Origin of the sequence: Enterococcus sp. AZ188 (genome assembly GCF_050544075.1) — a bacterium.
Classification (GTDB): domain Bacteria; phylum Bacillota; class Bacilli; order Lactobacillales; family Enterococcaceae; genus Enterococcus_D; species Enterococcus_D entomosocium.
This window is the reverse complement of record NZ_CP172943.1, coordinates 3,571,050-3,596,904: the sequence shown is the minus strand read 5'-3', so window position 1 is coordinate 3,596,904 and position 25,855 is coordinate 3,571,050. Positions and strand designations below refer to the sequence as shown.

At 41.0% G+C, this 25,855-nt stretch carries 27 protein-coding genes and 1 pseudogene; 18 read left to right on the top strand and 10 right to left on the bottom strand.

Going from position 1 to position 25,855, the window contains the following annotated elements:
* Nucleotides 1–10: 10 nt before the first annotated feature.
* Genes citC through IGI86_RS16575 form a run of 5 tightly spaced genes read right to left on the bottom strand, consistent with a single transcriptional unit; the run spans nt 11 to nt 3,078 of the window.
* Nucleotides 11–1,006: a [citrate (pro-3S)-lyase] ligase gene (citC, locus tag IGI86_RS16595; protein WP_430617570.1), complete on the bottom strand. Its 996-nt coding sequence runs from the start codon at nt 1,004–1,006 to the stop codon at nt 11–13.
* Between the two features lie 12 nt (nt 1,007–1,018).
* Nucleotides 1,019–1,144 (bottom strand): OadG-related small transporter subunit, encoded by a 126-nt coding sequence (locus IGI86_RS16590; protein ID WP_008381833.1) that lies wholly within the window; start codon nt 1,142–1,144, stop codon nt 1,019–1,021.
* 24 nt (nt 1,145–1,168) lie between these two features.
* The gene (locus IGI86_RS16585) at nt 1,169–2,284 is read right to left on the bottom strand and encodes a sodium ion-translocating decarboxylase subunit beta (RefSeq protein WP_081119350.1); all 1,116 of its coding nucleotides are present in this window, start codon (nt 2,282–2,284) and stop codon (nt 1,169–1,171) included.
* Between the two features lie 23 nt (nt 2,285–2,307).
* Nucleotides 2,308–2,721, bottom strand: coding sequence for an acetyl-CoA carboxylase biotin carboxyl carrier protein subunit (locus IGI86_RS16580; protein WP_005233074.1), 414 nt, complete (start codon nt 2,719–2,721; stop codon nt 2,308–2,310).
* 9 nt (nt 2,722–2,730) lie between these two features.
* Nucleotides 2,731–3,078, bottom strand: coding sequence for a hypothetical protein (locus IGI86_RS16575; RefSeq protein WP_430617569.1), 348 nt, complete (start codon nt 3,076–3,078; stop codon nt 2,731–2,733).
* Between the two features lie 431 nt (nt 3,079–3,509).
* On the opposite strand from IGI86_RS16575, the gene IGI86_RS16570 reads away from it, so the two are divergent.
* The 3 genes from IGI86_RS16570 (at nt 3,510) to citG (ending at nt 6,524) form a co-directional block, all read left to right on the top strand.
* On the top strand, nt 3,510–4,856 hold the full coding sequence (locus tag IGI86_RS16570) for a CitMHS family transporter (protein ID WP_008381841.1): 1,347 nt from the start codon (nt 3,510–3,512) through the stop codon (nt 4,854–4,856).
* 116 nt (nt 4,857–4,972) lie between these two features.
* Complete coding sequence (locus IGI86_RS16565) at nt 4,973–5,668, top strand: GntR family transcriptional regulator (protein ID WP_005233081.1); 696 nt, start codon at nt 4,973–4,975, stop codon at nt 5,666–5,668.
* The gene (gene citG / locus IGI86_RS16560) at nt 5,661–6,524 is read left to right on the top strand and encodes a triphosphoribosyl-dephospho-CoA synthase CitG (protein WP_430617567.1); all 864 of its coding nucleotides are present in this window, start codon (nt 5,661–5,663) and stop codon (nt 6,522–6,524) included. Before IGI86_RS16565 ends, citG begins: the two co-directional genes overlap by 8 nt.
* Here citG and IGI86_RS16555 read toward each other — a convergent pair.
* Nucleotides 6,501–7,217, bottom strand: coding sequence for a response regulator transcription factor (locus tag IGI86_RS16555; protein WP_008381846.1), 717 nt, complete (start codon nt 7,215–7,217; stop codon nt 6,501–6,503). The genes citG and IGI86_RS16555 overlap by 24 nt on opposite strands.
* Nucleotides 7,218–7,270: 53 nt before the next feature.
* Here IGI86_RS16555 and IGI86_RS16550 point away from each other — a divergent pair, with 53 nt between their 5' ends.
* Nucleotides 7,271–9,076, top strand: coding sequence for a sensor histidine kinase (locus IGI86_RS16550; RefSeq protein ID WP_016613728.1), 1,806 nt, complete (start codon nt 7,271–7,273; stop codon nt 9,074–9,076).
* A gap of 15 nt (nt 9,077–9,091) precedes the next feature.
* Here the strand turns inward: IGI86_RS16550 and IGI86_RS16545 are convergent, their stop codons facing one another.
* Nucleotides 9,092–9,511, bottom strand: a complete 420-nt coding sequence (locus IGI86_RS16545) for a phosphate-starvation-inducible PsiE family protein (RefSeq protein WP_008381850.1) — start codon at nt 9,509–9,511, stop codon at nt 9,092–9,094.
* Between the two features lie 478 nt (nt 9,512–9,989).
* Here IGI86_RS16545 and IGI86_RS16540 point away from each other — a divergent pair, with 478 nt between their 5' ends.
* Together IGI86_RS16540 and IGI86_RS16535 are read left to right on the top strand one after the other, a co-directional pair.
* Nucleotides 9,990–11,513, top strand: coding sequence for a flavocytochrome c (locus IGI86_RS16540; protein WP_005233089.1), 1,524 nt, complete (start codon nt 9,990–9,992; stop codon nt 11,511–11,513).
* A 277-nt stretch (nt 11,514–11,790) separates the two neighbouring features.
* Nucleotides 11,791–13,173, top strand: a complete 1,383-nt coding sequence (locus tag IGI86_RS16535) for a lytic polysaccharide monooxygenase (RefSeq protein WP_176257016.1) — start codon at nt 11,791–11,793, stop codon at nt 13,171–13,173.
* A gap of 180 nt (nt 13,174–13,353) precedes the next feature.
* On the opposite strand, the gene IGI86_RS16530 is transcribed toward IGI86_RS16535, so the two are convergent.
* Both IGI86_RS16530 and IGI86_RS16525 read right to left on the bottom strand, forming a co-directional pair.
* Nucleotides 13,354–14,634: a 2-hydroxycarboxylate transporter family protein gene (locus IGI86_RS16530; protein ID WP_005230514.1), complete on the bottom strand. Its 1,281-nt coding sequence runs from the start codon at nt 14,632–14,634 to the stop codon at nt 13,354–13,356.
* Between the two features lie 13 nt (nt 14,635–14,647).
* Nucleotides 14,648–16,309 (bottom strand): malolactic enzyme, encoded by a 1,662-nt coding sequence (locus IGI86_RS16525; RefSeq protein WP_430617566.1) that lies wholly within the window; start codon nt 16,307–16,309, stop codon nt 14,648–14,650.
* 116 nt (nt 16,310–16,425) lie between these two features.
* Here IGI86_RS16525 and IGI86_RS16520 point away from each other — a divergent pair, with 116 nt between their 5' ends.
* From IGI86_RS16520 to IGI86_RS16500, 5 genes and pseudogenes are all read left to right on the top strand, one after another.
* The gene (locus IGI86_RS16520; RefSeq protein WP_430617565.1) at nt 16,426–17,322 is read left to right on the top strand and encodes a LysR family transcriptional regulator; all 897 of its coding nucleotides are present in this window, start codon (nt 16,426–16,428) and stop codon (nt 17,320–17,322) included.
* A 277-nt stretch (nt 17,323–17,599) separates the two neighbouring features.
* Nucleotides 17,600–17,743 carry a putative holin-like toxin gene (locus tag IGI86_RS16515; RefSeq protein ID WP_086298857.1) on the top strand — a complete coding sequence of 48 codons (144 nt, stop codon included), beginning with the start codon at nt 17,600–17,602 and terminating at the stop codon, nt 17,741–17,743.
* Between the two features lie 431 nt (nt 17,744–18,174).
* A pseudogene (locus IGI86_RS16510) lies at nt 18,175–18,652 on the top strand (DNA cytosine methyltransferase); the annotation flags it as partial.
* Nucleotides 18,653–18,774: 122 nt separating this feature from the next.
* Nucleotides 18,775–19,125, top strand: a complete 351-nt coding sequence (locus IGI86_RS16505; RefSeq protein ID WP_005233100.1) for a hypothetical protein — start codon at nt 18,775–18,777, stop codon at nt 19,123–19,125.
* A 113-nt stretch (nt 19,126–19,238) separates the two neighbouring features.
* Nucleotides 19,239–19,556, top strand: coding sequence for a DNA cytosine methyltransferase (locus IGI86_RS16500; RefSeq protein ID WP_399551103.1), 318 nt, complete (start codon nt 19,239–19,241; stop codon nt 19,554–19,556).
* Between the two features lie 442 nt (nt 19,557–19,998).
* Here IGI86_RS16500 and traF read toward each other — a convergent pair whose 3' ends face one another.
* Entirely contained in the window at nt 19,999–20,457 is a 459-nt protein-coding gene (traF, locus tag IGI86_RS16495; RefSeq protein WP_430617564.1) for a conjugal transfer protein TraF, read from the bottom strand.
* A 97-nt stretch (nt 20,458–20,554) separates the two neighbouring features.
* On the opposite strand from traF, the gene IGI86_RS16490 reads away from it, so the two are divergent.
* The 7 genes from IGI86_RS16490 (at nt 20,555) to IGI86_RS16460 (ending at nt 25,853) form a co-directional block, all read left to right on the top strand.
* Nucleotides 20,555–20,878 carry a hypothetical protein gene (locus tag IGI86_RS16490; protein WP_077454191.1) on the top strand — a complete coding sequence of 108 codons (324 nt, stop codon included), beginning with the start codon at nt 20,555–20,557 and terminating at the stop codon, nt 20,876–20,878.
* Between the two features lie 142 nt (nt 20,879–21,020).
* Nucleotides 21,021–21,254 carry a hypothetical protein gene (locus IGI86_RS16485; protein WP_077454192.1) on the top strand — a complete coding sequence of 78 codons (234 nt, stop codon included), beginning with the start codon at nt 21,021–21,023 and terminating at the stop codon, nt 21,252–21,254.
* Between the two features lie 50 nt (nt 21,255–21,304).
* Nucleotides 21,305–22,045: a glutaminyl-peptide cyclotransferase gene (locus tag IGI86_RS16480; protein ID WP_430617563.1), complete on the top strand. Its 741-nt coding sequence runs from the start codon at nt 21,305–21,307 to the stop codon at nt 22,043–22,045.
* 27 nt (nt 22,046–22,072) lie between these two features.
* Nucleotides 22,073–22,741, top strand: a complete 669-nt coding sequence (locus tag IGI86_RS16475; RefSeq protein ID WP_077454194.1) for a hypothetical protein — start codon at nt 22,073–22,075, stop codon at nt 22,739–22,741.
* Between the two features lie 787 nt (nt 22,742–23,528).
* Entirely contained in the window at nt 23,529–23,903 is a 375-nt protein-coding gene (locus IGI86_RS16470) for an LPXTG cell wall anchor domain-containing protein (protein WP_430617562.1), read from the top strand.
* A complete protein-coding gene (locus IGI86_RS16465) occupies nt 23,900–24,724 on the top strand; it encodes a WxL domain-containing protein (protein ID WP_430617561.1) in 825 nt (274 codons plus the stop codon). The genes IGI86_RS16470 and IGI86_RS16465 overlap by 4 nt, the downstream gene beginning before the upstream one ends.
* Before the next feature lie 70 nt (nt 24,725–24,794).
* Nucleotides 24,795–25,853 (top strand): DUF916 and DUF3324 domain-containing protein, encoded by a 1,059-nt coding sequence (locus tag IGI86_RS16460; RefSeq protein WP_430617560.1) that lies wholly within the window; start codon nt 24,795–24,797, stop codon nt 25,851–25,853.
* Nucleotides 25,854–25,855 lie beyond the last annotated feature (2 nt).

The following is a 25,855-nucleotide window of genomic DNA, read 5'->3' as shown; positions in this document are numbered from 1 at the left end:
ATTATCACCTCTAAATATAGTTATGCTGCATTAAAAATGAGAATGTTGTTTCTGGCAAAAATTGCTGCAAGGAAGGTATATCTTTTTCTGCAATCGCTTTCCGAACGTTTGTAGCCGAAACGGTTGATTGGTTGATCTTCAGACGGTCAATCACGATCAGTTCAAGCTCGGGAGAAAAAACGGCAGCCATTGCCTCATTGTAGAGTTGGGTCACGGGTGAGTAAGGCTCTGAGCCTACAAAACGCGTGGTGATCGCCAACAGCGGGGCAATTTTTTCTTTGAAGAGTGTTGCATCAAAGGCGGCTTGTTTTTTGGCAATCGCCTCAGGTGCTTGCTCTTTTAAGAAATAACTGGGAAAGACCGCTGAAGAGACGAGATAGTTGTTGGTCGGCAGCACCGTTACATTTGACAGGTGAGCCACGCCATCCGTCACCATCTGCAGCCGTTCACTGGCAGAAAATTGCGAGCGGTCTTCTGATAAAACGAACACATAAACCTGCTCTTTTTGACTCGCAGCTGTTTCAACTAAGTACAAATGTCCCTTGGTAAAAGGATTGGCGTTCATCACGATCGCGCCGTTGTTTTGTCCGATTCGCTGCCGTTGCAGTTGTTGGGCATAGCTTTCATAAGAAGGAACGCCTTGTTCCATGAACAAGATGTCTTGTGCTGCCAGCACTTCACGAAACCCGAGAGATTCAAAAAACAGACGATTTTTCGGTGCTGTATAGACGAAGGACTTGGTATAGCCCTCGTCTTTGATATGATCGCTCAGGTGCGAAATCAATTGCGTCAACAGCTGTTCGGAGCGTTTTTTTTCACAGACCACCACATACTTGATGATATTGGCATAGCAAGAAGCAGTAGCAATCAAGGTTTGCTGGTCAAAAATGCCGACGGTATAGGCAACTTCTTCACCGACGGCTAAGCCAGCACGGGTGATCAATTTTTGCCATTGCAAAAAGACTTCCGGATCTTTTTGCAGCCAGATTCTTTTTAGGGTATACATACAATGCCTTCTTTATTTTTTTACTGGGAAGAGCTTCGACAAAAGCAAGGATGCGAAGTAGATGATCAGGATCACGACAAAGACGCCGCCCCAACCGAATAACAACAATTCAAATGAAGTCAGTAAATCTTGACTCATAATTTTCCTCTCCTTTCTAGTGACCTAAGCAATCAGTGCCAGCAGTAAGCCACCGGCGATGACTGAAGCAATCTGTCCTGAAACGTTGGCACCGGCTGCATGCATCAAGATAAAGTTTTGCGGATCTTCATCTGTCGCCATTTTTTGGATGACACGACTAGACATTGGAAACGCAGAGATACCAGCTGCACCGATCATTGGGTTGATTTTTTCTTTACGGAACAAGTTCAGCACTTTCGCAAACAACACGCCGCCGACCGAGTCCATAATGAAGGCAACCAGCCCTAAACCAATAACCATCAATGTATCGACTTGTAAAAATTCTTCATATTGCATTTTCACAGAAATTGATAAACCTAGGAGGATACTGATGATATTCACCAGTTCGTTTTGAGCGGTGATGGACAAACGATCTAAGACACCACATTCCCGCAAGAGATTTCCGAACATCAAAAATCCGACCAATGGCAATGAAACAGGAGCAATCAACCCTGCTACGATCGAGATCACGATCGGGAACAAAATTTTTGCCGTTTGCGAAACTTCACCGGCACGATACGTCATGCGGATTTTTCGTTCGTGCTTGGTCGTCACAGCTTTGATGGCTACCGGTTGAATGATCGGTACTAGCGCCATGTAAGAGTAAGCTGCTACCATGATCGCACCCATATATTTCGAGTTCAGCGTATTTGCGACAAAAATCGACGTTGGTCCGTCAGCGGCACCGATGATCCCGATGGAAGCTGCGTCGTTTAAATCAAAACCAAGCAGCACGGCAACGATGATCGTAAAGAAGATCCCGAATTGCGCAGCGGCACCAAACAACAAAAGAAATGGATTTTGCAGCAATGGACCGAAGTCGATCATCGCACCAATCCCGATAAACAAAAGCAAAGGGAACAATTCAGTTGAGATCCCCATATCAAACAATACTTGGAACGGGCCAGCTTCTCCACCAGCACTTAACACACCTGAGTTCGGGAAGTTCACTAACAACGTGCCCAATCCCATAGGGACTAACAAGGTTGGTTCATATTCTTTCTTGATCCCCAAATACATCAATAGACCACCGATGAACATCATAACGATCCGTCCCGGCTCTGATCCTAACCCGACTACACCTTCAATTAACGTTTCCACTACGTCACTTCCTTTTCAATAAATTAGCCGATCGTAATCAGCAGTTCTCCTGGGTTGACCATATCGCCCGCATTAACTGCAATGGCAACCACGGTTCCGGCTTTTGGTGCCACGATCTCATTTTCCATCTTCATGGCTTCTAAAATCATCAACGACTGGTTTTCTTGTACAGTATCACCTACATTGACCAAGAGACGTAAAATCGTTCCCGGCATTGGAGAATGAATCGGCTCGCCGTCAGCAGGAAGCGTACCTGGTGCTGGCTGTGGTGCTACTTCTGGTTCTGGTGTGCTGACTGGTTCTGGTTGAGCGGGTGCCGCTGCTGGAGCCGGTGTTGGCACTGCTGGGGCAGGAGCGGTAGGTTGCGGGGCACCGATTTCTTCCATTTCGACAAGGTATTCTTGCCCATCGATCGCTATTTTAAATTTACGTAACATGTTTTTCCCTCACTTGTTTTCATTTTTTTTGGCTATTTTTTTGATTGTGAACTGAGAATTTGATAGCTCTCCGGCGGCGATACTGGCGGCAATCAGGGTGACTCGTTTAAATTCAGGATTGCGTTTCTCAATTCTTCGAATGACAAACTGACTTTCAGGGGAACACTCGGCACCTAGTGCGGCGGCTATCAGACTGACTAACGGATAATCTTCTGCAGGCGCCGGCTGATAGCCCGACACTTCTTGCCAATCAGACGCGGGTGGGTCCGCTATCATTTCCCTTGGCTTCAGAGGAGGACTGACAGGCGCATCTGGTTCATCATGCGTTTTTTTGAACAATCTTTTAATAAGATTCATGGGTTTCTCCTTTCTCAATGATTCGTTCCCTTTCATTATAGAAACTCCCGTTCAATCAGCGAGATTTATTTCGGCTGAAAATTGTTTTTTCAGTGTTCCTTTTTTGAGAAAAGAGTGGAAAACCGATGTAAACGTTGATTTATCAAGGTTTTTCTTGCGTTAATATTCTGTTAAGAACTTTTTAAACGAAAAATAAGATTTGAAAAGAGAAATTGTTTTTTTGCTGTTCTTTTTTTAAACGGGTCTTTTTTTCTATTTCTTGATTGTTTATTCTTAGACGTGTAAAGCATTCAATAACATTATTTCCTTTAAGAAAAGAAAAATATTCACAAACTAGTGACGCTTGTCGCTAACAAATTACGGGCCTGTAATTTTTTTAAAATGTTTTTTGATAACGCTTACACATCTCGATGCATGAAAGGAAGAAGAAAATGTTCTTAACAATTTTGTCCTATGCCATGATTATTGTCTTCATGTTTGTCATCATGAAGAAAAAAATGTCACCCTTTACATCCTTAGTAATTATCCCATTACTATTTACCCTCGTTGCGATGGTTGCTGGTGTTTCCGAAAAAGGCAACATCGGTGATTTTGTCCTTGAGGGCATCTCGACAACAGCCAACACAGGAATCATGTTGCTGTTTGCGATTTTGTACTTTTCCATTATGTTGGATGCCGGTTTGTTTGATCCAATCACGAAAAAAATGATTTATTTTGCTAAAGGCGATCCGATGAAAGTCTTGATGGCAACGGCAGTCGTTGCCGCTGCGGTCTCTTTGAACGGTGATGGAACGACCACTACCTTGATTTGTTGTTCTGCGTTTATTCCCATCTACAAGAAGCTGAATATGAAAATGATGAACCTTGGTGTCTTGATCATTTTGCAAAACACCATCATGAACTTATTGCCATGGGGCGGACCGACTGCCCGAGCAATGGCCGTGCTGGAAGTTGATGCGGATATCCTTTCTTATTTGTTGCCAGGAATGATTTTGTCTCTGTTATATGTGATTTTCTTCGTGGCTCGCAGAATGGGGATCCAAGAACGGAAACGTTTAGGGGTTACGGAACTGACGAACGATGAGATATTAGAAATGACGACTGTGACTGATCCTGATACATTAGCGATCCGCCGTCCGAAAAACTTTGTCTTCAACGGTATCTTAACGATCGTCTTGATTGGCTGGTTAGTAGCAAGCTCCTTTATTTCTAGTATCGCTTTACCACCAATCTTGTTATTCCTTGTAGGTACTTGTATCGCATTGATGGTCAACTACCCAATTTTGAAAGATCAATCGTCACGGATCGGTGCCAACGGCGGCGACGCTGTGCAAGTAGTAATTTTAGTTTTTGCAGCGGGCGTCTTCATGGGCTTGTTCCAAGGCTCTGGGATGGCTACTGCCTTAGCGAATAGTTTCACGCAAATCATTCCTAAACAATTGGCTGGTTTCTGGGGCATAGTTATCGCCCTGATCTCTGCACCTGGGACCTTCTTTATTTCCAATGATGGGTTTTACTTTGGGGTTCTACCGGTCTTAGCAGAAGCGGGTCGTTCGTATGGCTTCACCAATATGCAGATGGCCTTGGCGTCCTTAATGGGCCAAGCGTTCCATTTGTTAAGTCCATTGGTTGCCTTCATCTACTTGCTATTGCGCTTGACTGGCTTAGATATGGGGCAATGGCAAAAAGAAGCGGCGAAATACGCACTGGGGATTTTCGTGATCTTTGTCGTTACGATCGTACTATTAGGTCATATGCCGTTTTATATTCCACAGTAACTTCATAAAGAAACTATCGAGCAGGCTGCCATTTTGCTCGATAGTTTTCCTTGTTTATCGATATATCTATTTTTTCTCAAAAATCTCATTTGTTTTTAGTATGATAGGAGTAAATCATGAATCCAATTATTGATGCAGTAAATAAAAATCTGGATCTGACCAAAAATAAACCATTAAAAGATTTGATCTATGAAGCGTTCAAAAAAACCATCATTTTAGGAGACATTCCCGCAGGCTCTCGCATCAATGAGAAAGAATTTTCCGATACGTTAAACATCAGCCGGACCCCAATTCGTTACGCCATGACGCAGCTGGTGGCTGAAAAACTGGTGGAACACGTACCAAAAATCGGCATCGTCGTAAAAGGGATCAGTATCAAAGATGCTTATGAGATTTACGATATCCGCAAATCATTGGATACATTGGCGACTATCAAAGCAATGGCCTTGATGAGTGAGGAGGATTTCCGGGAGATGCGCTGCTTGTTAGAACATGGCGAGCAGCTGAATCGTGAGGATGATGTGGATGGGGTCTTGAAAAACTTTTCTGACTTCAATGCGTTTATTTACGAAAAAAGCCAGATGCTGCGGTTAAAAAGTATCGTGCTGGATCTGCAAGCGTACCTCGTGTATTTTCGTGACATTGCGATTCGCTCTTCTAGAAGAAGGGATGCGGCATTGGCGGAACATTGGCTGATTTATCGCGGCATGAGAACCAATGACACGGAACAGATCACGTTGTTGACCCATGAACATTTGGATCACTCCCTGCAATTTATTCTTGCTGAAATGGAGCGAAGAAAAATTGACTGATTCCCGTCTTTTTATCGCCAGCAGCTATGCAGTCAATGCGCTGCATTATGAGGTAGCGTTAGCACCCAAGCCTGGTTTAGTAGATCCTTGCTCCTCTGGTGCGCATCAGGACATGAATGTGTTTACCTTTATCAATAGTATCACTTGTTTGGCGCCTTTTTTTCAGCGCTATAGCCAAGCTGGCTTTGCCCATACAGGCGCCCTGATCCAGCTGTTTGACCAGTTACGTGGGATCGGTCAAGAAGCAGAAGAAGCGATGCTTCAGGCAACCAAAGGCATCAATACCCACAAAGGGGCGAACTTTTCCTTTGCAGTTTTGTTGGGGGCGACAGGAGTCTATTATCAACAGCATGACAAGGCTGTGCTGACGGCTGAAGATACTAATCAGATCCTGCAGCTTGCCGCCGACATCTGCCAGCATTTGGTCAAGCAAGACCTGCAGCAAATCCCCCACAAAGACCAGTTGTCTTACGGAGAAAAAAATTATTTAACCTACGGCACGATGGGGATTCGTGGAGAAGCCGCAGCTGGTTATCCAACGGTTAAAAAACTGCTGGAGTACTTACGGCAGCAACCACAAAAAACCTCCGTTTCCTTGTTACGAGGGTTGGTCTATCTAATGAGTGAAACCGAAGACAGCAACCTCGTCCACCGAGGCGGCTACGAGGCGATGAAGACAGTGCAGCAGGAGATGCAAAAAATTCACGAAGCCAATCTGTCGGATACAGACTTGCTTCGTGAATTAACGACCTATGATCAAGTATTGATTGCACGCCATTTGAGTCCCGGCGGCTCGGCGGATCTTTTAGCCTTGGCCCTTTATTTCTTGCAGCTAGAAGGCGTCTCCTTCTGGTAAAAAGGTATAGCCGATCCCCCAAACGGTTTTCAAAAAACGGGCTTGCTTCGGCTCATCTTCAATTTTGTTTCGCAGATGATTGATAAAAACCATCACGGTATTGGCATCGAATTGGCCATCTTGCCAAACATTGCTGTAAATCTGTTCTTTCGAGAACACTTGATCCGGATTTTCCATGAAAAAGCGCATCAGCATGATTTCTTTTGAAGACAACTTGATGGGCTGATCATTTTTGAAAAACTGATAGCGTTTTTGGTCAAAACGAAACATGCCGCTGCACAGATCCCCTTCCGGTTTGGCGATCCCTTTTTCTCGCAGCACGTTGCGGCGATCAAGAATCGAAACGATTTGTGCTTTTAAGAGTGCCGGTGAAAAAGGCTTCGTAATGTAGTGATCGGCACCGATCTCATAGCCGTTGATCATATCTTTTTCGTCACTTTTACCGCTCAAAAAGACGATCGGCACCGTGGGGTTTTCTTCTCGAATCAGTTGTGCCAAATGATAGCCGTCATTTTCATGCTCCAAACTGATATCCAGTAAAAAAAGATCAAAGCTGACACGAGAATTGATCGCAATCGTTTTTTCAACGGAATCAGTCTGGTAGATCAAAATGCCCGTCGATTGTAAAGATTTCCAAATCAGCCGCCGAATAGCAGGGTCATCATCAACGATTAAAATTTTTTCATCTCGCAAAATATCCGCCTCCTGTATCAATAGTATTATAGTAAATATGAAAGGGGTTTACAATGAAACCGCCATCAAAGTTTTGGCTGTATTTAAGCGTGGTCGCTACCTTATTCATTACATTGATTGGACTTATTTTTACCTTTACAAGTTATAAAAGCGCACAAAGACAAGCTGAAACCGTCGGGCTGCGGCAGTTAGAAACGGTCAACCAAGCGGCGATCAAGCTGATCAGCCGTAGTATCGAATCGTACCACATGGCTCTTGCCAATTATGCCGATGACCACCTCGAAGGTGCCGCCTTGGCTGATTTGCAGCGCCCCTTAACGTTACCAGTAATCAATTCCGCGAACAATGCCATGGTCGGATTGTTTTTGATCGACCAACAAGGTCAGGTCATCGCCCAAAATACCGCAACGTCTATAAATAAACCACAAGATCCAACGATGCAGGAACTGTTATTTAAAGATCCATCCTTAGACAAAGTATTGGCGGGTCGGCAGGTACAAAATGGGCAAGTCTATTTCGATGGTAAAGAGGCCTATTTAAATGTGTATCAGTCCCTAACCCTTGACGACAAAGAAGCGGTTCTTGTGATGCCTTTGAATCTGCAGCGCATGTATCATCATGAATTTACCACCGATCGCAATGTTTCCGGCTATACGATGGTCAAAAACGCCGATATGCGGATCGTTATGCACCCATCGGACGAACAAATTGGTTTTTCCATCGTTGAGAGCCGCAAAAAAGAATTTCCAGAGCTGGATTTCACCGATCTTGAGCGCTTGGAGCAAGAACAAATCGACAATGAAGAAGGCACCTCCGTCTATTATTCTTATTGGTGGAACGAAGAAACACTGCAAAAAGTGCTGAAATTGGCTGCTTATCAATGGATCACCATCGGCGACAGTCGGCTGATCGTCGCCAGCAATGCCGATTTTTTGGAGCAAAGCGGTCTCTTTTTACAAGATAACTTGATTTTGATTGGCCTACTGGGTTTGTTGTTTGTCATTATGATTTTATTGACCGTCCTGATCAAAAACTACATGAAACGCAATCAAGCCTATGTCGAAAACCAAGCATTGAAAGAACGACAACGGCTGTTAAAAGAAAAGCACGAAATCGAAAAAAACATTTTGCAAGAATCAAAACTGGAAACCATTGGCTTGCTAACGACCTCAATCGTCCATGACCTAAACAACTTTTTGACGCCTATGATTGGTCATCTGCAATTGCTGATCGAGGAAAACCAACACGATGAAGTCTTAGTGGAGGACTTGCAAGAAGTCTGCAAAGCGGCGGAAAAAGGCAAAGAGTTATCCAGCAATGTGCTACGTTTTTCGAAACTCGAAAGTGCCGATAAAACTGTGCAGTCGATCGCTACTACCTTGACAGAAGCCATCGATACTATGCGCGCACTGTTGCCAAAAGCCTTTTCCCTTACGTATGATATCCAAGAAGTAGGATATGCCGTCTACGAGAAGATCGATCTGCAAGTCATCATTTACAATTTGTTGATGAATGTGTACCAAGCAAATGCCGATTGCAGCATTCGATTGAGTCGCACTTCGACAGAAAGCGCCACCTTTCCATTTCGTAAGCAAGCTTTCTCCGCACAACAGGAGTTTGCTTTGATCGAAATCGTCGACAACGGTCCCGGCATACCAGAAGCGATCCAAGAAAAAATCTTTACCCGCTTCTTCACGACCAAGAGTGCCACTGGCGGTACTGGTCTAGGACTCTTTACTGTCTCTTCGATCGTGGAAAAAAACGACTGGTTGATCGATGTTACAAGTACACCTAAAGGAACCACCTTTTATATTGGTATTCCTCTAACTGATCCCGAAAAAGCCACTGAACCCAACTGATCCGACGGGCTAGTTTCAGTGGTCTTTTTCTTGGGCATGCTGGAAGGCATTGATTTTTTGCAGGACTAGCAAGACCAGTACCAAGACAAAAATCGCTAGAGCAAAAAATAGGGCATCGTTCGCCATGCCTTGCGTCAACAATAGCTCGCGCAAAATCGCAGTAATACTGATCAAAATCAAGTAACGGACGGGAATATGGTGTCCGTCCTTCATATACCGCAGCAACATCAAAATGATTTCTAACAAAATGAATAACGTGGCAATTTCTTCAATCAAAAAGGACAGGTGGGGCGCTTCACTTAAAGGAAAGAGCGTCGTGCTGATCATAAAAATCGCTTTTCCCATAAAAATCAAGACGACAACGACTAAGATCGCTAACATGCTATCAATACAGATACTGATCACTCGCTCGAACATCCGGGTCAATTTTTCCATTTGCCACTCCATTTCTGCTTTTTCTTTTATTATACAAAAGAAGGCGCAGGACAAAGGGAAAAGAACAGTGAAAGAACAATCGCGACAATATCTTTTTGACCGCGAACTTAACGGTCATTCTATGAGCGGGACCTTTGTGGCAGCTTTGAATAGCAGAAAGTAGTGAGGAAAATATAATATCTTTTTTCGAAAAAATTAGGAAATAATGAGAATCAATAGTTAAAATATACACAAATTATTACGAGACACTTAGTTTCTTTTTTTGTTACAATGGTTAAATAAAATAGAACGCTGTTGAAATGTTGCTTAAACAATGTTTTTATAGCTATCGAATAGAAAAATAGTCCGATCGCAAGATGTTTACTATTGTTAATAAAGTAACAAGTTAAGCAGGGTTCGCAAGAAAAATGCTTCTTTTCTCATCATATATGACGGGGATCAGTGAGGAGAAAAGAGCAAGAAAAACGGAGGGAAACAAATGAAAAAAAGTGGATGGTCAAAATGGGTGATTGGGGCAGCCTCATTATTGTTGCTTAGTGCATGTGGTGCCGATGGCGGAACAAAAGCCAGCAGTAGTGCGGCAAGCTCTTCTTCAGAAAGTGAAGTCACTTCAGGTGCTTCCCAACAAGAGTATACCGATCCAGCAGAGTTAAAAGATCAATATGATATCGTCATCGTTGGTGCTGGCGGTGCAGGGATGGCAGCAGCCTTGTCGGCTAAAGATGCTGGAATGAATCCAGTCATTTTAGAAAAAATGCCGATCGCAGGCGGAAATACCTTGAAATCTTCTGGCGGAATGAACGCATCAGAAACCAAATTCCAAGAAGCACAAGGCATTGAAGATTCGAATGAACAATTTTTTGAAGATACCCTTAAAGGTGGTAAAGGAACCAACGATCAAGAATTGCTACATTATTTAGTAGACAACTCTGCTTCAGCGATTGATTGGTTGGATTCAATGGGGATCACTTTAGACAATATCAGCTATAGCGGTGGTGCCAGTGTAAAACGGATCCATCGTCCTCACGACGGTTCAGCAGTCGGTACGTATTTGGTGGATGGCCTGTTGAGAAACATTCATGAGCAAGAAATTCCTTTGTTTGTAAATGCTGATGTGACAAAAATCAATGAAACAGACGGCAAAGTCACTGGCGTCAACGTGAAAATCAATGGCGAAGAAAAAGAAATCGCTGGTGATGCAGTGGTTGTTACTACTGGTGGTTTTGGCTCCAACAAAGAACTGATCGAAAAATATCGTCCAGATCTGAAAGGCTATGTCAGCACGACTTCTGAAGGAAGTACAGGCGATGGCATCAAGATGATCGAAGAATTAGGCGGCGCAACGGTTGATATGGATCAAATCCAAGTCCATCCAACAGTGGTTCAAGATACAGGTATGTTGATCAGTGAAACCGTTCGTGGAGAAGGCGCCATTTTGGTGAACCAACAAGGGGAACGTTTCTACAATGAATTAGAAACCCGCGACAATGTTTCAGCTGCTATCACGGATCTGCCAGAAAGCTATGCCTACTTGATTTTTGACAATGCGTTAGCAGGTAGAGCCAAACAAGTCGATTACTACAAAGAACAAGGTGTAGTGGTAGAAGCTGACACCATCGAAGCGTTAGCTGAAAAAATTGATGTCGATCCAGCAACCTTGAAGAAAACTTTAGATACATGGAACCAAGCAGTGGCAGACAAAGCCGACAAAGATTTCGGTCGTGAAACTGCGATGGACTATGATTTGACGGAAGGACCATTCTATGCGATTCAAATCGCACCTGGGATCCACCACACAATGGGCGGTGTCAAGATCAATACGAAGACCCAAGTGTTGAAAGAAGATGGCACACCAATCACTGGCTTGTATGCAGCAGGTGAAGTGACCGGCGGTATCCACGGACAAAATCGAATCGGCGGCAATGCTGTAGCCGACATTATGGTCTTTGGTCGCCAAGCAGGCGCGCAATCCTCTGATTATGTGAAAGAAAACGGGAAATAAGCGGCTGTTTTTTCCTAAAAAAGATCGTCTATAAAGAAAGAAACTTGGAACGAATCCTCTTAAGTGATTAGGAGGAGAATAGTTTCAAGTTTTTTTGTATTTCTAACTGAAAGGACGGAAAACTAGTCATTATAATCTTATAATGATTAAGTCGTTTATCATATATATATAAATAAACTATTTATAAATGTAGGGTTTGCTTTTCAATGAATCGGAATCAAGGAATAAACGGATAGGATTGGTTTATTCGATGATAAAAAATTTTAGGAGGCAGAGTATGAAAAACGCATTGGTAAAATGGTCGGTCGGGGTGGCAATCTTACTTGGAGGGACCTTGTTCTTCACGGGGAAACAAGTATTTGCTCATGGTTATGTGGAATCACCGGTCAGTCGGGGCTATCAAGGGTCTTTGGATCGCAATACGTTAGGGTGGAGCGCTGCGTTTGAGAAATATGGCAATGTCATTTCAAACCCACAATCATTGGAAACTAAAAAAGGCTTTCCAGAAGCAGGACCAGTAGATGGTCGCATCGCTTCGGCAGATGGTGGACTCGGACAAATCGGGGACTTTGTTCTTGATGAACAAGGAACCAATCGTTGGACCAAACAAGACATCAATCAAGGACCATTGCGGGTCAATTGGCATTATACAGCGCCTCACAAGACCACAAAATGGCATTACTATATCACGAAACCAGGTTGGGATCAAAATGCGCCACTTTCAAGAGATAGCTTGGAATTGATCGCTACTGTGAATCACGATGGTTCGGCTGCCAGCAATAGCCCAAGCCATACCATTACCATTCCAGAAAATCGTCTCGGTTACCATGTCATTTTAGCGGTCTGGGATGTTGCAGATACGCCAAATGCCTTTTATAACGTGATCGACGTCAACGTTTCCGGCTCAACGGTCATTCCCGAAAAACCAGCAGCACCAGCAAATGTCCGCTCAGAACGAGTGACTAGCAGCACGGTGGCTTTAGCATGGAACGGTCAAACCGATGCGAAAGAATACAACGTGTATCGCGATGGTGCCTTAGTGGCAACGACTACTGAGCCAACTTTTACCGACACACAATTAAAAGCCAATACAACCTATAGCTATCAAGTAGAAGCAGTCGGCTTTACTGCGTTAGTTTCAGAAAAAAGTGCTGCAGTGAAAGTGACTACCTCAGCAGACAATCAAGTCGAAACACCTTCGACACCAGGCAACCTGCATCAAATGAGCGTGACAGACAGCAGCGTTTCCTTAATGTGGCAAGCATCGACTCATACAAATGGGATCGCTGGATATGATGTTTACCGCAATGGCGTCAAAATTGCTACGGCCACAGGAACAACCTATGAAGACACGAATCTAGCAGCGGATACAACCTACAATTACCAAATCAAAGCAATCAGCAAAACGGGCGAACAATCCGCTTTCAGTAACCAGCTGAGCGTGAAAACCAATGCCAAAGAAGAAACTGAAACACCTGGAGGCGGGGAGTCAGAATACCGTGTGTGGAAACTAGGTACTTTCTCTGCACCAGAAGTGTATACAAGTGGTGAAATCGTGAGCCATAAAGGCAGCAATTATGTCGTGATTAACACCCACTCAAATTACGGGGACACCACTTGGTCTCCAGATCAAGCACCAACCTTGTTTAAGAAGCTGTAACCCTTGAATGAATCAGTAAAGCAAGAGCAGTGCGGTGGCACTGCTCTTTTTGGCTCTTTTATGAGTGAATGGCTGAATCTTTGTTCGATTCGTGCAACCAATTGGACGAATTCGTTTGAGGAATGCAAAAACAGGTGCTGCTATGCATCATGCGTAGCAGCACCTGTTTTTTGTTTTAGATCAAGAATAGAAGAAACGGATCAAGATTCCACCTAGAATCAGCACGATCGCACCGCATAAACGGTTGGCCATTTGGGCAAAAGCAATCATTTCCATTCTATCAGAGGCAGACAACACAGCGATATTGCCTGTTCCCCCCATGGAGTTGTTGATCATACCGGCGCCAATTGCGGTTTCAACGGGGTACATCCCCAATACCATCCCGAAGAACCAGCTGGCAGCCCCCATAGATACGACACTGGTTAGGCAAAGCACGACAAATTGCCAAGTAAAGGCAGAAGCCAATGTTGACAGATCGATCAATGCTAAACCAATCCCCGCCAAGACTGCGTGGGTCAAATTCGTCATCACAACATTGTTGAACATCACCACAGAATCTTCGAGTTTCTTAGGGACAATGTTCAAGGCTTTTAGAATAAAGACAATCACGATCATAAAGGCATACTCGTGAATTTTAGGGAAAAAGTCGCTTAAAATCGCACCAACGACCAACAGTGAGAAGGAAAACAGCATCCCGACCCCGATTTGTTGGGCATCAAGCGTTATTTTTGGTTTTTCTAATTCTTCTTTTGTGGCATTGATCAGTGTACCATGGCCATTGTATTTGGTTTTAGCAAAGGCCTTTGCGATAAATAAAGCACCAATAATGGCAAGAATATTCCCGAAAGTAACTGCTGGCGCTAATTGAGAAAAGATGGCGGCTTGATTGCCGTTTGCCAAGCCATCAGCATAAATTTGTGAAAGTGGGGTGATTCCCGCCCCCATCCCGCCAGACATCATTGGTAGAGACACATACATCACCGAATCAGCAAAGCCATTGCCTAGCAGCATACCGACAAGGCCGACGGAGAAAAAGCCTACTACCATGGTGATCAAAGCAACAGGAATGAATTTCGTAGAAGCCTTCACCAACAAATTGCGGTTCATACCTAAAATCGAGCCGCAAATCAAAGCAGCAATATAGAAATCAAGAAAACCAAAACCGCCCCCCATGAAGTCACTGACCGCGTCAATGACTTTCGTGGGAACGAGATGGAAGGAGGCCAAAAGGGTGGCACCAAGCAGGGTAAAAACTGACCCACCGCCAAGATAAGAATTCATGATCGGGAGTTTTTCCCCAATGAAATACAGCAGGTGTCCTAAGGCAACCAGTAAAATGGTGATCCCGACCATATTTAATGGCAACTTGTCTAAGGCAATCGCACTGAATATGACAACCATGAAAAAGAGATACAAGGGAAGACTAATTCCCGAAATCGTCATCGTTTTTAATTTATTCATTTTTCAGACCTTCCTAGTATGTTGGATACCATTTAAGATTTTGGACAGCTTTTGCCATATCGGTTTCTTGCGCTTGGGCTAGTCCTTGTTCTTTGGCTTTATTGGCAACTGCTTCAGCCACTTTGATAGAAACGTCCGCAACGTATTCAAATGGTGGAAGAACAGGTGCACCAGGTTGGCTCAAATCAACCAAACCACTTAATGAGTGAGCAGCGGCACCAATCATTTCGTCGGTCAAGAGAGAGGCTTCTGAAGCCAACATACCTAACCCTAGACCAGGATAGATCAAGGCGTTGTTTGCTTGACCGATTTGGTAGTCGACCCCTTTGTATTGGATCGTTCCTGAAGGGACACCGGTTGCCACAAAGGCTTTTCCATCAGACCATTCGATTACTTGTTCAGCCGTTGCTTCTAATTTTTTGGTTGGATTCGAGATAGGGAAAATCACTGGACGAGCAGTGTTTTCACACATCGCTTCCACAACTTCTTTGGTAAAGGCACCCGCATTGGTTGAAGTACCGACCAAAATCGTTGGTTTTGCGACTTTAATGACATTGATCAATTGCGTCATATCGCCAGCATTGGCAAAGTCAGCCCGTTTTTTGGCAAATGGTTTTTGTGCAGGAGTCAAATCGGACATATCATCGAACAAAAGCCCTTGTTTGTCAACCATAAAGAAATGATTGTAGGCTTCTTCTTCTGAAAGACCTTCGCTGACCATTTCCGAATGGACTCGACTGGCAATCCCGGCACCAGCGGAACCACCGCCATAACATAAGTAGACTTGATCCGTTAATTTTTCACCTGTAATATCCAGTGCACCGAAGATACCGCCCAGCACAACGATTCCCGTTCCTTGGATGTCATCGTTAAAAGTTGGAATTGTTTGTTTGTATTTGTCCAGAATCGTTGCAGCATTTGAACGGCCAAAGTCTTCCCAATGCAAGTAAAGTTTAGGGAACAATGATTCTGCCGTTTGAACAAATTGATCGATGAATTGGTAGTAGGCATCACCGTAGACACGTTCTTGACGATTGCCTAGATACAAATGATCCTCTAACAATTCTTTACGGTTGGTACCGGCATCGATCACGATTGGTAAAACAGAAGCAGGGTCGATCCCAGCAGCTGCTGTATAAATCATCAATTTACCGACAGAAATATCGACACCTTGGACACCCCAGTCACCAATCCCAAGAATCCCTTCAGCATCTGTGGCTACGATCAAGCGAATGTCTCGATCGCCAGCGGCATTTTTCAACGTTTCTTCGATATTCTCTGGATGATTGATATCTAAGTACGCTGCATATTGAGGATCCACAAATAGGCGGCTGTAATTTTCAATGGTATCGGCAATCGTTGGATCGTAGACGATCGGATTGAATTCAACGATATGTTGGTTGAACAAATAGTAGAACAATGTCCGATTGGTATTAAAGATCTCCATTAAAAAGTGACGTTTTTCAATGTCTGATTCTTTGGTGACATATTGCAAATAGGCTTGTTCTGCTTGTTCTTCGATCGTTTGCACGTGTGGGGGCAATAAACCGATCAACCCTAGTTCTTTTCGTTCTTCTTGTGTAAACGCAGTTCCTTTGTTTAAAAATGGGTTATTTAAAATGTCATGTGCTTTCATTATGTTCCTCCAATGGATATATTTTGAGTACTCGTTCATTTCCATTAGCTACTTTAATCCTCGGACAGAATTATAGTCAACTATCGGTGGTATAATAAAAATTATTTATAACAAAACCGCTGCTAGTTTAAACCGGTTAAGGGAGGAATTAGACGATGAACATACGAGATTTAGAATACTTTAACGCTTTGGCAGAGATGCTTTCTTTTACCCAAGTGGCGCATAAATTTACGGTCAGTCAACCAACCGTCAGCTACGCTGTCAAACGCTTGGAAGAGCATTATGGCTGTGATTTGATCGTGCGAGAAGCCTCGCATCGCTCCATCTCATTGACCACGGAGGGGGAAATTTTGAAGGCTCATGCGCAATATATCTTAGATGAATTTGTGACCTTGGACCGAGCCATCGATCATGCCAAAAACAACCGCACCCATATCGGTCTGCCACCGATCATTCGTTCCAAAGTTTTTTCAAAACTCTTAGATGAAAAAGAGATCATCCGCTTTATTTCGAAATTTCACTTGGTATCTGGGGGATCCAATGAATTGCTTTCAAAACTATTGTCAGGAAAAATCGATTTTAGCTTGCTGGGCAGTGTCAATCCCCTCGTCCACCCGAATCTGCAGGTGAAGTTGCTGCACCAGCAAGAGTTTTTTATCTTTGTGTCAAAAGAAAACCCATTGGCAGGAAAAAAGGAAATCTCATTTGAAGAAGCTGCCGAATATCCCTTTATCCTGCTGGAAAAAGGCTATACCCACATGCGCGCCTTTCAGAATTTAAGTGAGAAATCAAAGAAGAAGCCGGAAGTCCCCTTTTATTTTTCAGACGTCCAGACGATTGGTCAGCTGGTCAGTTCCAATATCGGCATTACCTTGATGACGGAATTTCCCGTGTTTCAAGAAATGGAAGGCTTAGTGAAAATACCACTAGTCCCTGAAGATAAGGAAATTTTTTATATTCAATATGCCTATTTAAAGAGTGCGATGTTGAATCAAGAAGTTCAGAAGTTGATTAGGATCTTGGATGAGCTGTCTTGGGAGGATGAAGGGTGAGGAATGGGGATTTCTTGAGGTAAGGTCAGAGAAAAATGGTGTAGGTATGTGTGCTTGATCTACTGAAATAAAAGGGATCTTTCAACGTGGAAAAAACAAAGGGATGGTTCCTTTAAACGATGAAACGAGAAAAAAACCCCTTTACTTAGACCGTTCTTACCGCATGGAAAAACGCTAAAAACCTTGATAAATATCAGTTTTTAGCGTGTGTTTTTGGTATAATAGTAGTACAGTAAAGTTTGTGACGGTGGCTATCTTTTGAAAGGTGGTGGTGCTTATGAAAGTAAGTGCTAACTCTTTAGAAAGGAGAAGCCTTTTGTCTGTAGCTGAAGCATTAGGGCTAATGATTAGTTTCGGTTCTTTAATCGCAACGATTATCTTTGGCATCCTAACTGCAGCAAAAAACGACAAAAAAAAGTAACCAGTCACTAAACTTTGGCGAGTTGACTGATTACTAAAATAATATAAAACTTGCCACCGTCTTAAACGGTGCTGTAGGGGAGTTGTTGACGCAACTCCTCTTTACACAGTAATTATAGCAAGATTTCAGTAAGATATCAATCATTGACGCTACAGACGTGCTTTGCACGTCTATTTTTTGTCCTCCTAAGTGGTGGGGAGCAGCTGGAAGGTGGAGGGCAAAAAAGATCGCTTTTCTTTCTTTAAAAAGGTCTAAGTACCACCATTTTTCCGCAATTTAACCATCCATTTTCTCGGTATTCTTAATCCATCAGGTACTTGAAATACCTTTCATGCGCATGAAGAAACTGAGTGAACAATGGAAAATGGTACAACAGAAAATAAAGGCACCTTTTTAGATCTTTTTCAGGAATCGAAGGATTTCGTTTAGGGATGGAACAAGCTGGCTACCGATGTGTTGGGTATTGTGAGATCGATGGCCATGCCAGAAAAAGTTATCAATCAATTCCTGACACAAAACAGGAGGTAGAAATGTATGATATCACAAAATTTTCAGATGAATTTATTCGAGGAATCGGACGTGTGAACATTATCGCGGGAGGATTTCCGTGCCAAGCTTTCAGCCTTGCTGGAAAAAGAAAGGGTTTTTCAGATACTAGAGCAACTCTCTTTTTTGATAATGCACGCTTAGCATCTACCTTGCGACCTAAGCTTTTATACCTTGAAAACGTCAAAGGACTTCTCAACCATGAACGAGGGGCTACGTTTGAGACAATCCTCCGAACCTTGGATGAATTGGGGTATGACGTGGAATGGCAACTGTTTAAAAGCAAAGAGTTTGTCGCCCAAAACAGAGAGCGTTTATTTATTATCGGACATCTTAGAGGAGCAGGTACCAAAAAGATTTTCCTATCACAAGAGAAGAAGGATCAGTTGATCAAAAATCAGGAAGGATCCATTTAGCTGGCGTCACATGCAGCGAATGATTTAAGTCGATTTACACGAGAAAGAACGTAATATACAGATGGTCTGATGGGGACTTTGACCGCAACGGACTACAAAACACCGAAACAAATCGTTGTTGGCAACGTCAATCCAAGCGGTGGAGGAATGAATGGCCAAGTATATGATGCTTCAGGACTTAGTCCTACGATCACCACAAACAAAGGGGAAGGAAATAAAATTGCGATTCCGATCCTAATGCCAGATAAAGCCACTATTCGCCAAAACGGCCGTAGAATGAAGGAAAATGAAACACCGATGTTTATCTTAACCACACAAGATCGTCACGGAATTATCGTGGCAGGGTCGATCGATGGTTCCTATCGATCAGCTGCAGCGATCCATTCCGTAGATGGCTATGCCCTACACTTACCACCATGAGTGGTGGCGGCCACAAACCCAAAATACTGGTGAAAGCAGCCACGAAAAAAAGGCTATACTGCAGTACTACCAGCCGATAGTATCAATTTCGTTTATCCTAAATCTACAAAACGTTGGGGACGTGTGGGAAATCAGCAAGCAAATATACCCACGTTACAAGTGATCAGCAAGCCGTAGTAACCGATGTTTTTCAGATCCGGAAACTAACACCACTTGAATGTTGGCGACTGCAGTTGTTTCCTGATTGGACCTTTTTGTCAGCGAAATTCGGTAGTAGGCAGATTGCTGAAGAAATAATCAGTAACGGGCTTGATCACTATAACTGCAGATACGATCAAGAAACTTCGAACAGTCAGCTGTACAAACAAGCTGGAAATTCGGTTACTGTATCAGTCATTTATTTCATAGTAAAACACTTTCAAATTGACTAAAATCACCTTTTTTGACAATAAAGACTGATAATGGCCCAACAAATCAATCAGTAGAATAAACGTATCAAGACTTGAATAAAAGATTTAGGCCTGAATCGTTAGGATGAACCAAATGATTCAAAAAGATACGATTTATTTTGAAGATTTTTAGAACATTTATCTCCCGGAAATAGTATTTTTGTATAGTTGGTCATACCGTACCTAATAAGGCTTCTTGATCTGACCAACCTTGAGTGTAATTTGTACTGGTTAGTAGAAAGAGAGTAGGCGCTGATGGACGAAAAAGTCAACCTAAAAACCGTTAATATAATTGCCATAACGAACAATGCAAGTATTGAAAAACATTTTTTAGAGATCATACAGTCTAATCCTAAAAAAATGCTCGATATTCTATACCAAATTAATTTGTAGCAAAATTATAGTTTGAACTGACAAAAAGAACCTATTGGTTTAAAAATAATTCTAAGTCATCATTGTTGTACTTGGAGTACTCACTTGACACAAAATGTAATAAGCTAGGAACAGTGACGATTTCCAAATTGTCACGTAAATTTTTAATCTCACTATCGGTTTGAGTATTTTCAGTATCCAGATAATAAATAGTCATTCCGTTGTCTATTGCTAACGGTCCAAGTTCACTGACGAACTCTCTACAATATGGACATGTACTTCTACCAAAATACACAAAAAAGTTTTGTTTACTATCACTTATTTTTGCTTCAAGCTCCTTAGGGGTAATGACAATAAAATCAGCGACATCTTCATCATATTCTTTTTGCTGGGCTACTGTTACTTCAGGATTATTAGAAACTGCTTTGCTGGATATATTAGTATAAACAAATCCACCTACCACTGTTAATAAAACCAAAGTTAATACAACTAATTTATTTCTTTTAAACAAAAAAATACCTCCAATATAAATTTATTATTAAATAGTTATAGATATAACATTAAGTTTATTATATACTATAAACATATTTATATGAAGGAGTGTTTTTATGAAAAATTTTATTAAGTCAAAAGGGTTAAAAAAAGCAATGCTAGGTTTGTTAGTTGCTTCCTCTATAGCAGTAAGTGTCCCCCCACAAAATGCTTATGCACAGTCTGACGGATTCATTAATATTGGATTAACACCAGCGCAAGAAAAGAAAATATATGATAATTTAAAACCAGCAGAGAGAAAGAAATTAGATCAAGCCAAAAAGAAAAATGCAAAATGTGTAAGAACAATTATGCTATCTTTAGGAATTGCTGCTTTAGTGGGAACAAACCCTAAGGCTGCAGCTGGTTCATTAGTAATGGCTATCAATGGTTGCATTTAAAAATTTAAAATGAGTATTTGAAGCTGAAGTAACTTCTTCAGCTTTTTTATTTCAAACACAATAAATAGTTAGGTTTATTCTTTGTTTTCTAGTAAAATAATGTGTGAATACAATATATCTAAATAAATAAGGTGGTTAAAATATGGGAAAATGGTTATCAAATTTTTCATCTAAATTGACAAAAAACTGGGTTTTGCAACAGCTTATTGAGTGCATTGTTTTAATTCCTATATTCTTTTTAGGATTTATTATCATAAATATTGGTGAAGAAAATTCAATTATGAACTCATTTTTACTTTCTCTATTGGCAAGTATTTTTGCTTTCGTTGCTACACTAATCTATACTTTCTTTAAAAAAAAAAGAATAAAAATATAGATAGAGGTAATAATTTCCTTTTATTAATTCTAATTGTTTGTATCTTTTTATTGTCAATATTTTTATACAATACTTTTGCGTTTGGAAAATCCTCTGGAGGACTTACGGTTTTAAAATCGTACACTTATGACAGTAGTCTACATACCCAAGGACTAGAAATGGACAAAGAAAACAATCGAGTTGTTGTCAGCTCTGGGGAATATGGTGAATCAAAAATAGGTTTTCTTGACTTACAAACCGGAAAATTAAATTTCGAAGTTCCTCTAGAAGATGAATTTTTCGCTGAAGGGATAACAATTAGCGATGATGTAATATGGCAATTAACATGGGTAGAAAACACAGTATTTGTGAGAGATAGAAGCAATCTCGAAATTATAAACACTTATTCTTATGAAGATCAAGGATGGGGACTATGTTATACAGGGGACTATTTAATTATGTCTAACGGAACAGATGAACTAACTGTTCGTAATCCCAATAATTTTGAATTTATCAAAACAATAGAAATTACTGAAGACTCAGAATATTTGTATGGTATTAATGAACTGGAGTATGTCGATGGGTACATTTTTGCAAATGTAATGGACTCTGACCATATATATAAAATTGACTTACAAAGCGGCCATGTTATTAAAACGTACGATGCTTCTAATCTACTTACTGGTAGCGGTTCTTCAGAAAAGGAAATCAGTACCGTAGGAGATCTAAATGGAATAGCTCACGTAAAAGATAATATATTTCTAGTTACTGGGAAAAATTGGCCCAAAATATTTGAAGTAGAACTAAATTAAGATAAACCCAAAGAAGAGGAACCCTACATGATTAACTTTACTGACGATCAGAAAATAAAATATTTTGATGAAATTTGCGAGAAATTTTATAAAAGAAATTTTGGACTCGCTTCAAAATCTGAAATTGATTTACTTTTATTTAAGTTCTATTATGATACAATTTCAGATCAAAAAGAATCCTCAAAGCAGAAGATTTCTGACTATACAATTAGTAAAGAACTCGGTATAACACAATCTAGAGTTAGGAACATGAGAATAAAAAAGGAATTGGTTTATCCTCATGATGAGGTAAATTGGAAGGAAAAATTTTTAGAAATAGTCCCAACTGCACATTTTGACCGAAACACATACAAAGTTACGATTAATATAGGTGATCCAAATATATTTCTAGAATTAGAAAATTATATTGATGTCCATAATATGTATTTTGAAAAGCAATTGAATCAAAAGAATTTTACACTTAGGGTTGAGTATTTTATAGAACTGCTAATATCAATTGACGATAACGTTAATAAAGAGGACGTAACAAAGAGACTTAAAGAACAAATATTAGAAGATGATGAGTTAACTAAACCAATATATAAAGAAAGTTTAGGGAAGATAATGATTGAAAAATCTTTAAACGCTACTAGTTTATTAGCCAATATAGCTACTATTGTTCCTGCTTTATTAAATTTTGTGCAGTTTTTAAATTAGTCCTATTATATAAGAATTTTATACTTAATAGATTACAAAATAATTCTGTAGTCTATTTTTGTATTTCTTAGAAAATTGATTAAATATATTAGGGCAGTATTATGAATGGGGTCAGAAACTTAAAAGTTTTTGATACTTTTTTGATTTCTAATTTCATAGCTCTTTCAGCAGCTTAATTAATTAGGTAAGAAAGTATTTCATTTAGAGGTCAACAGAGTATACCTTGTTGATCTATTTGCCGATTGAATTATATAAATGTTTCTTGACGGCCAGATATGTTGAGCAAATTAGATTTCAAAGAAATAGAATGTGCATGATGAAAATGTTAAAAATAGTGTTCAGAAAATGACTAATTTCTATACATAATACAATGCAGCAAACAGCACGAAACCGATGAAATGAAAAGAATTTCATACTATCAGAAACAACTGTATGACTTAAAATTTCAATAGATTCACCTAAACACAACTATTGATCCAAGACGCTCAAATCACTTATTTGAGCGTCTTTTTTTTTTTGAAGTGATAGAGAATTTCAAAATATGTAGGGATCACGACATATCTTGATTTAACTCTTCTTTCTGAACTTGTTATAGTTTGAAATGTCGAAAGACAATATTCGTTTTCTTAAAAACCGTCGTTTTTGAGAATATATAAAAATAGACACCCGAAAAAATTCGAATGTCCTATAAAATCTATTAAATTAGGTTTTATCAAAATGCTGGTGAAATAAAATACTCTTATCTAGAAAACGACGAAATTTGAGACAAACATTCAGGAGGAGGGAAATGAGGAAGCGTGTAAAATTCGGGTTCTTGTTACCATTACTGGCCACATTCTTGTGTATTCTATCCCCCATAGATGCACAAGGAAAAGAAGTCCAAGAGATAGAAACGGAAAGTTCCGTGCAATTTACTGGAATTTATGAACCAATTGGAAAACCTGAACCCACACCGCCAGACGGGATTGAAAAACCGCCTAGTGGCGATACCAATAGACCTGATGGTGGCTCTTTACCGAAAACCAATATGATGAACGACAGTCATTTATATTGGGCTGGAATCGGTACATTATTCTTTTTGATCATTCTATGGAAACAAAAAAATCAAAAAGAAAACCAAAAGCAAACAAAAAACAAACAGAAAGTAGGAATTATTACATGAAATTTATTCGTTTAGCAACAGTCGCAGCGTTATCGACAACGATCTTAGCAGGAGGTGCAATTGGCGCTTTCGCTGATGAAGAAGGAAGAAATGAAGTCCGCGAAGTCGGTTCCAAAGGTGTAGTCGAGTTCACACCTGCTACAGATGAAGATTTAGTGGTTATCCCACCTGAACAAGGACCAGGAGGTGGCGGTCCAGATGTAGATATCGATACGGAATTACCAGGAACAACAGGACCGTTATCAATCGTTAAAGTTGCCCATATGAATTTTGGTGAACAAGTTATTTCCAACCAAGATAAAGACTACAACATGGTAGCAGAAATGCAACAATTGAGCGGTACTACAGGAGATGAAAATAAAGTCCCTTATGTCAGCTTTGCTCAGGTCCAGGATGTACGTGGATCAAACGAAGGCTGGAACCTACAAGTAAGTATGAGCGACTTCACTTCTCAATCACAAAATAATGTTTTGACTGGTGCTGAAATTACATTTAATACTTCTCGCATTCAATATGAAGGGAATGACCAAACGTTATCTCCTGATAGCCATGCAGATGGTCTGACTCTTTCACCTGGTACAGGTGCTGTTACCGTTATGAACGCGCCAACAGGAAAAGGAGCCGGTGTATCTTCTGTAGTTTGGGGAAATCAAGCAGACTTGAATGCTCAATTTGCAGATGAAGAAATTGAAGTAGTAGAAAATGATGCAATCAGCTTGTTTGTCCCAGGATCAACAGCGAAAGATGCTACTACTTATACTGCGCAATTGGATTGGGAATTATCTAATACCCCAGGGCCAGATGCTGGTGAATCAATCTAATTTTTAGAAAACAATCAATCGATCACAGCCTAATTTTATTTATTGGGCTGTTTTTAGAAAGGAACAACAAGTGAAAAAATCAATTTTGAGCAGGAAATATCGTGTCGTAACTCTCTTTTTAATGCTGCTGAGTGTGATTTTTACTTTCCCACTAAGAGGCTTTGCAGAAGAGGGAACCTTGAATTTTTATGTCACTCCTGAATTTCCAGATAGCCAAGTGGGAGGATCAGGCGGGTATTTTGATCTCAATCTGTCTCCTGGTACTTCAGAAAAGTTGACGCTGGAACTACAAAATGCAATCGATGAACCAATTGTAGTCGCAATAACCACGCATACCGCGTATACCAATGTGAATGGAGTGGTTGAGTATGGGAAAAATGCAGAAGAACCTGATTCCTCGTTAACCCATTCAATTGCAGAACTAATAGAAACACCAGAAACGATCGAGTTGGATGGGAACGAAACACGTAAAATAACCCTGACACTGAATATGCCAGAAGAAGAATTTGGTGGGTTTCTAGCAGGTGGTTTGAGGTTGTCAGAAGTGAAAGAGGAAGCGGATGAAGAAGAAAGTGAAGGAGAAGGTCTTGCGATCAAAAATGAATTTGCTTATGTCGTAGGTGTCGTTGCAAGCAATTCGAGAGACACGATTCAAGCAGATCTTGATTTGTTAGACGTATTTCCAGATCAGGTGAATTATCGAAACGTCATTAGTGCAACAATCCAAAACTTCACTTCAACATTTGTGAACTGGCTAGAAGTTGACGCCAGTGTTCAGCGTAAAGGAGAAGAGGAAATTCTGTATGAAACGAGCAAAGAACAAATGCAGATGGCTCCTAACTCTCATTTCAGTTTCCCCGTTTCTTTAAATGGTGATCGTTTCCAAAGTGGAGACTATGTGCTGAATCTAACAGCTCGTTCAGGAGAAGAGGAATGGAGTTGGACAGAAGAATTCACGATTGAAGCAGATGAGGCTCGTTCCCTAAACCGACAGGATGTCACGATAGATTCTAGCCCGAATTGGTTGCTGATTGGCAGTGTGATTTCTATTGTCTGTCTATTGGCTATAATCACTTATTTGGTTGTACAAAATAGAAAGAACAAACAAAGCCAAAGCAAAGAGGAGTGATA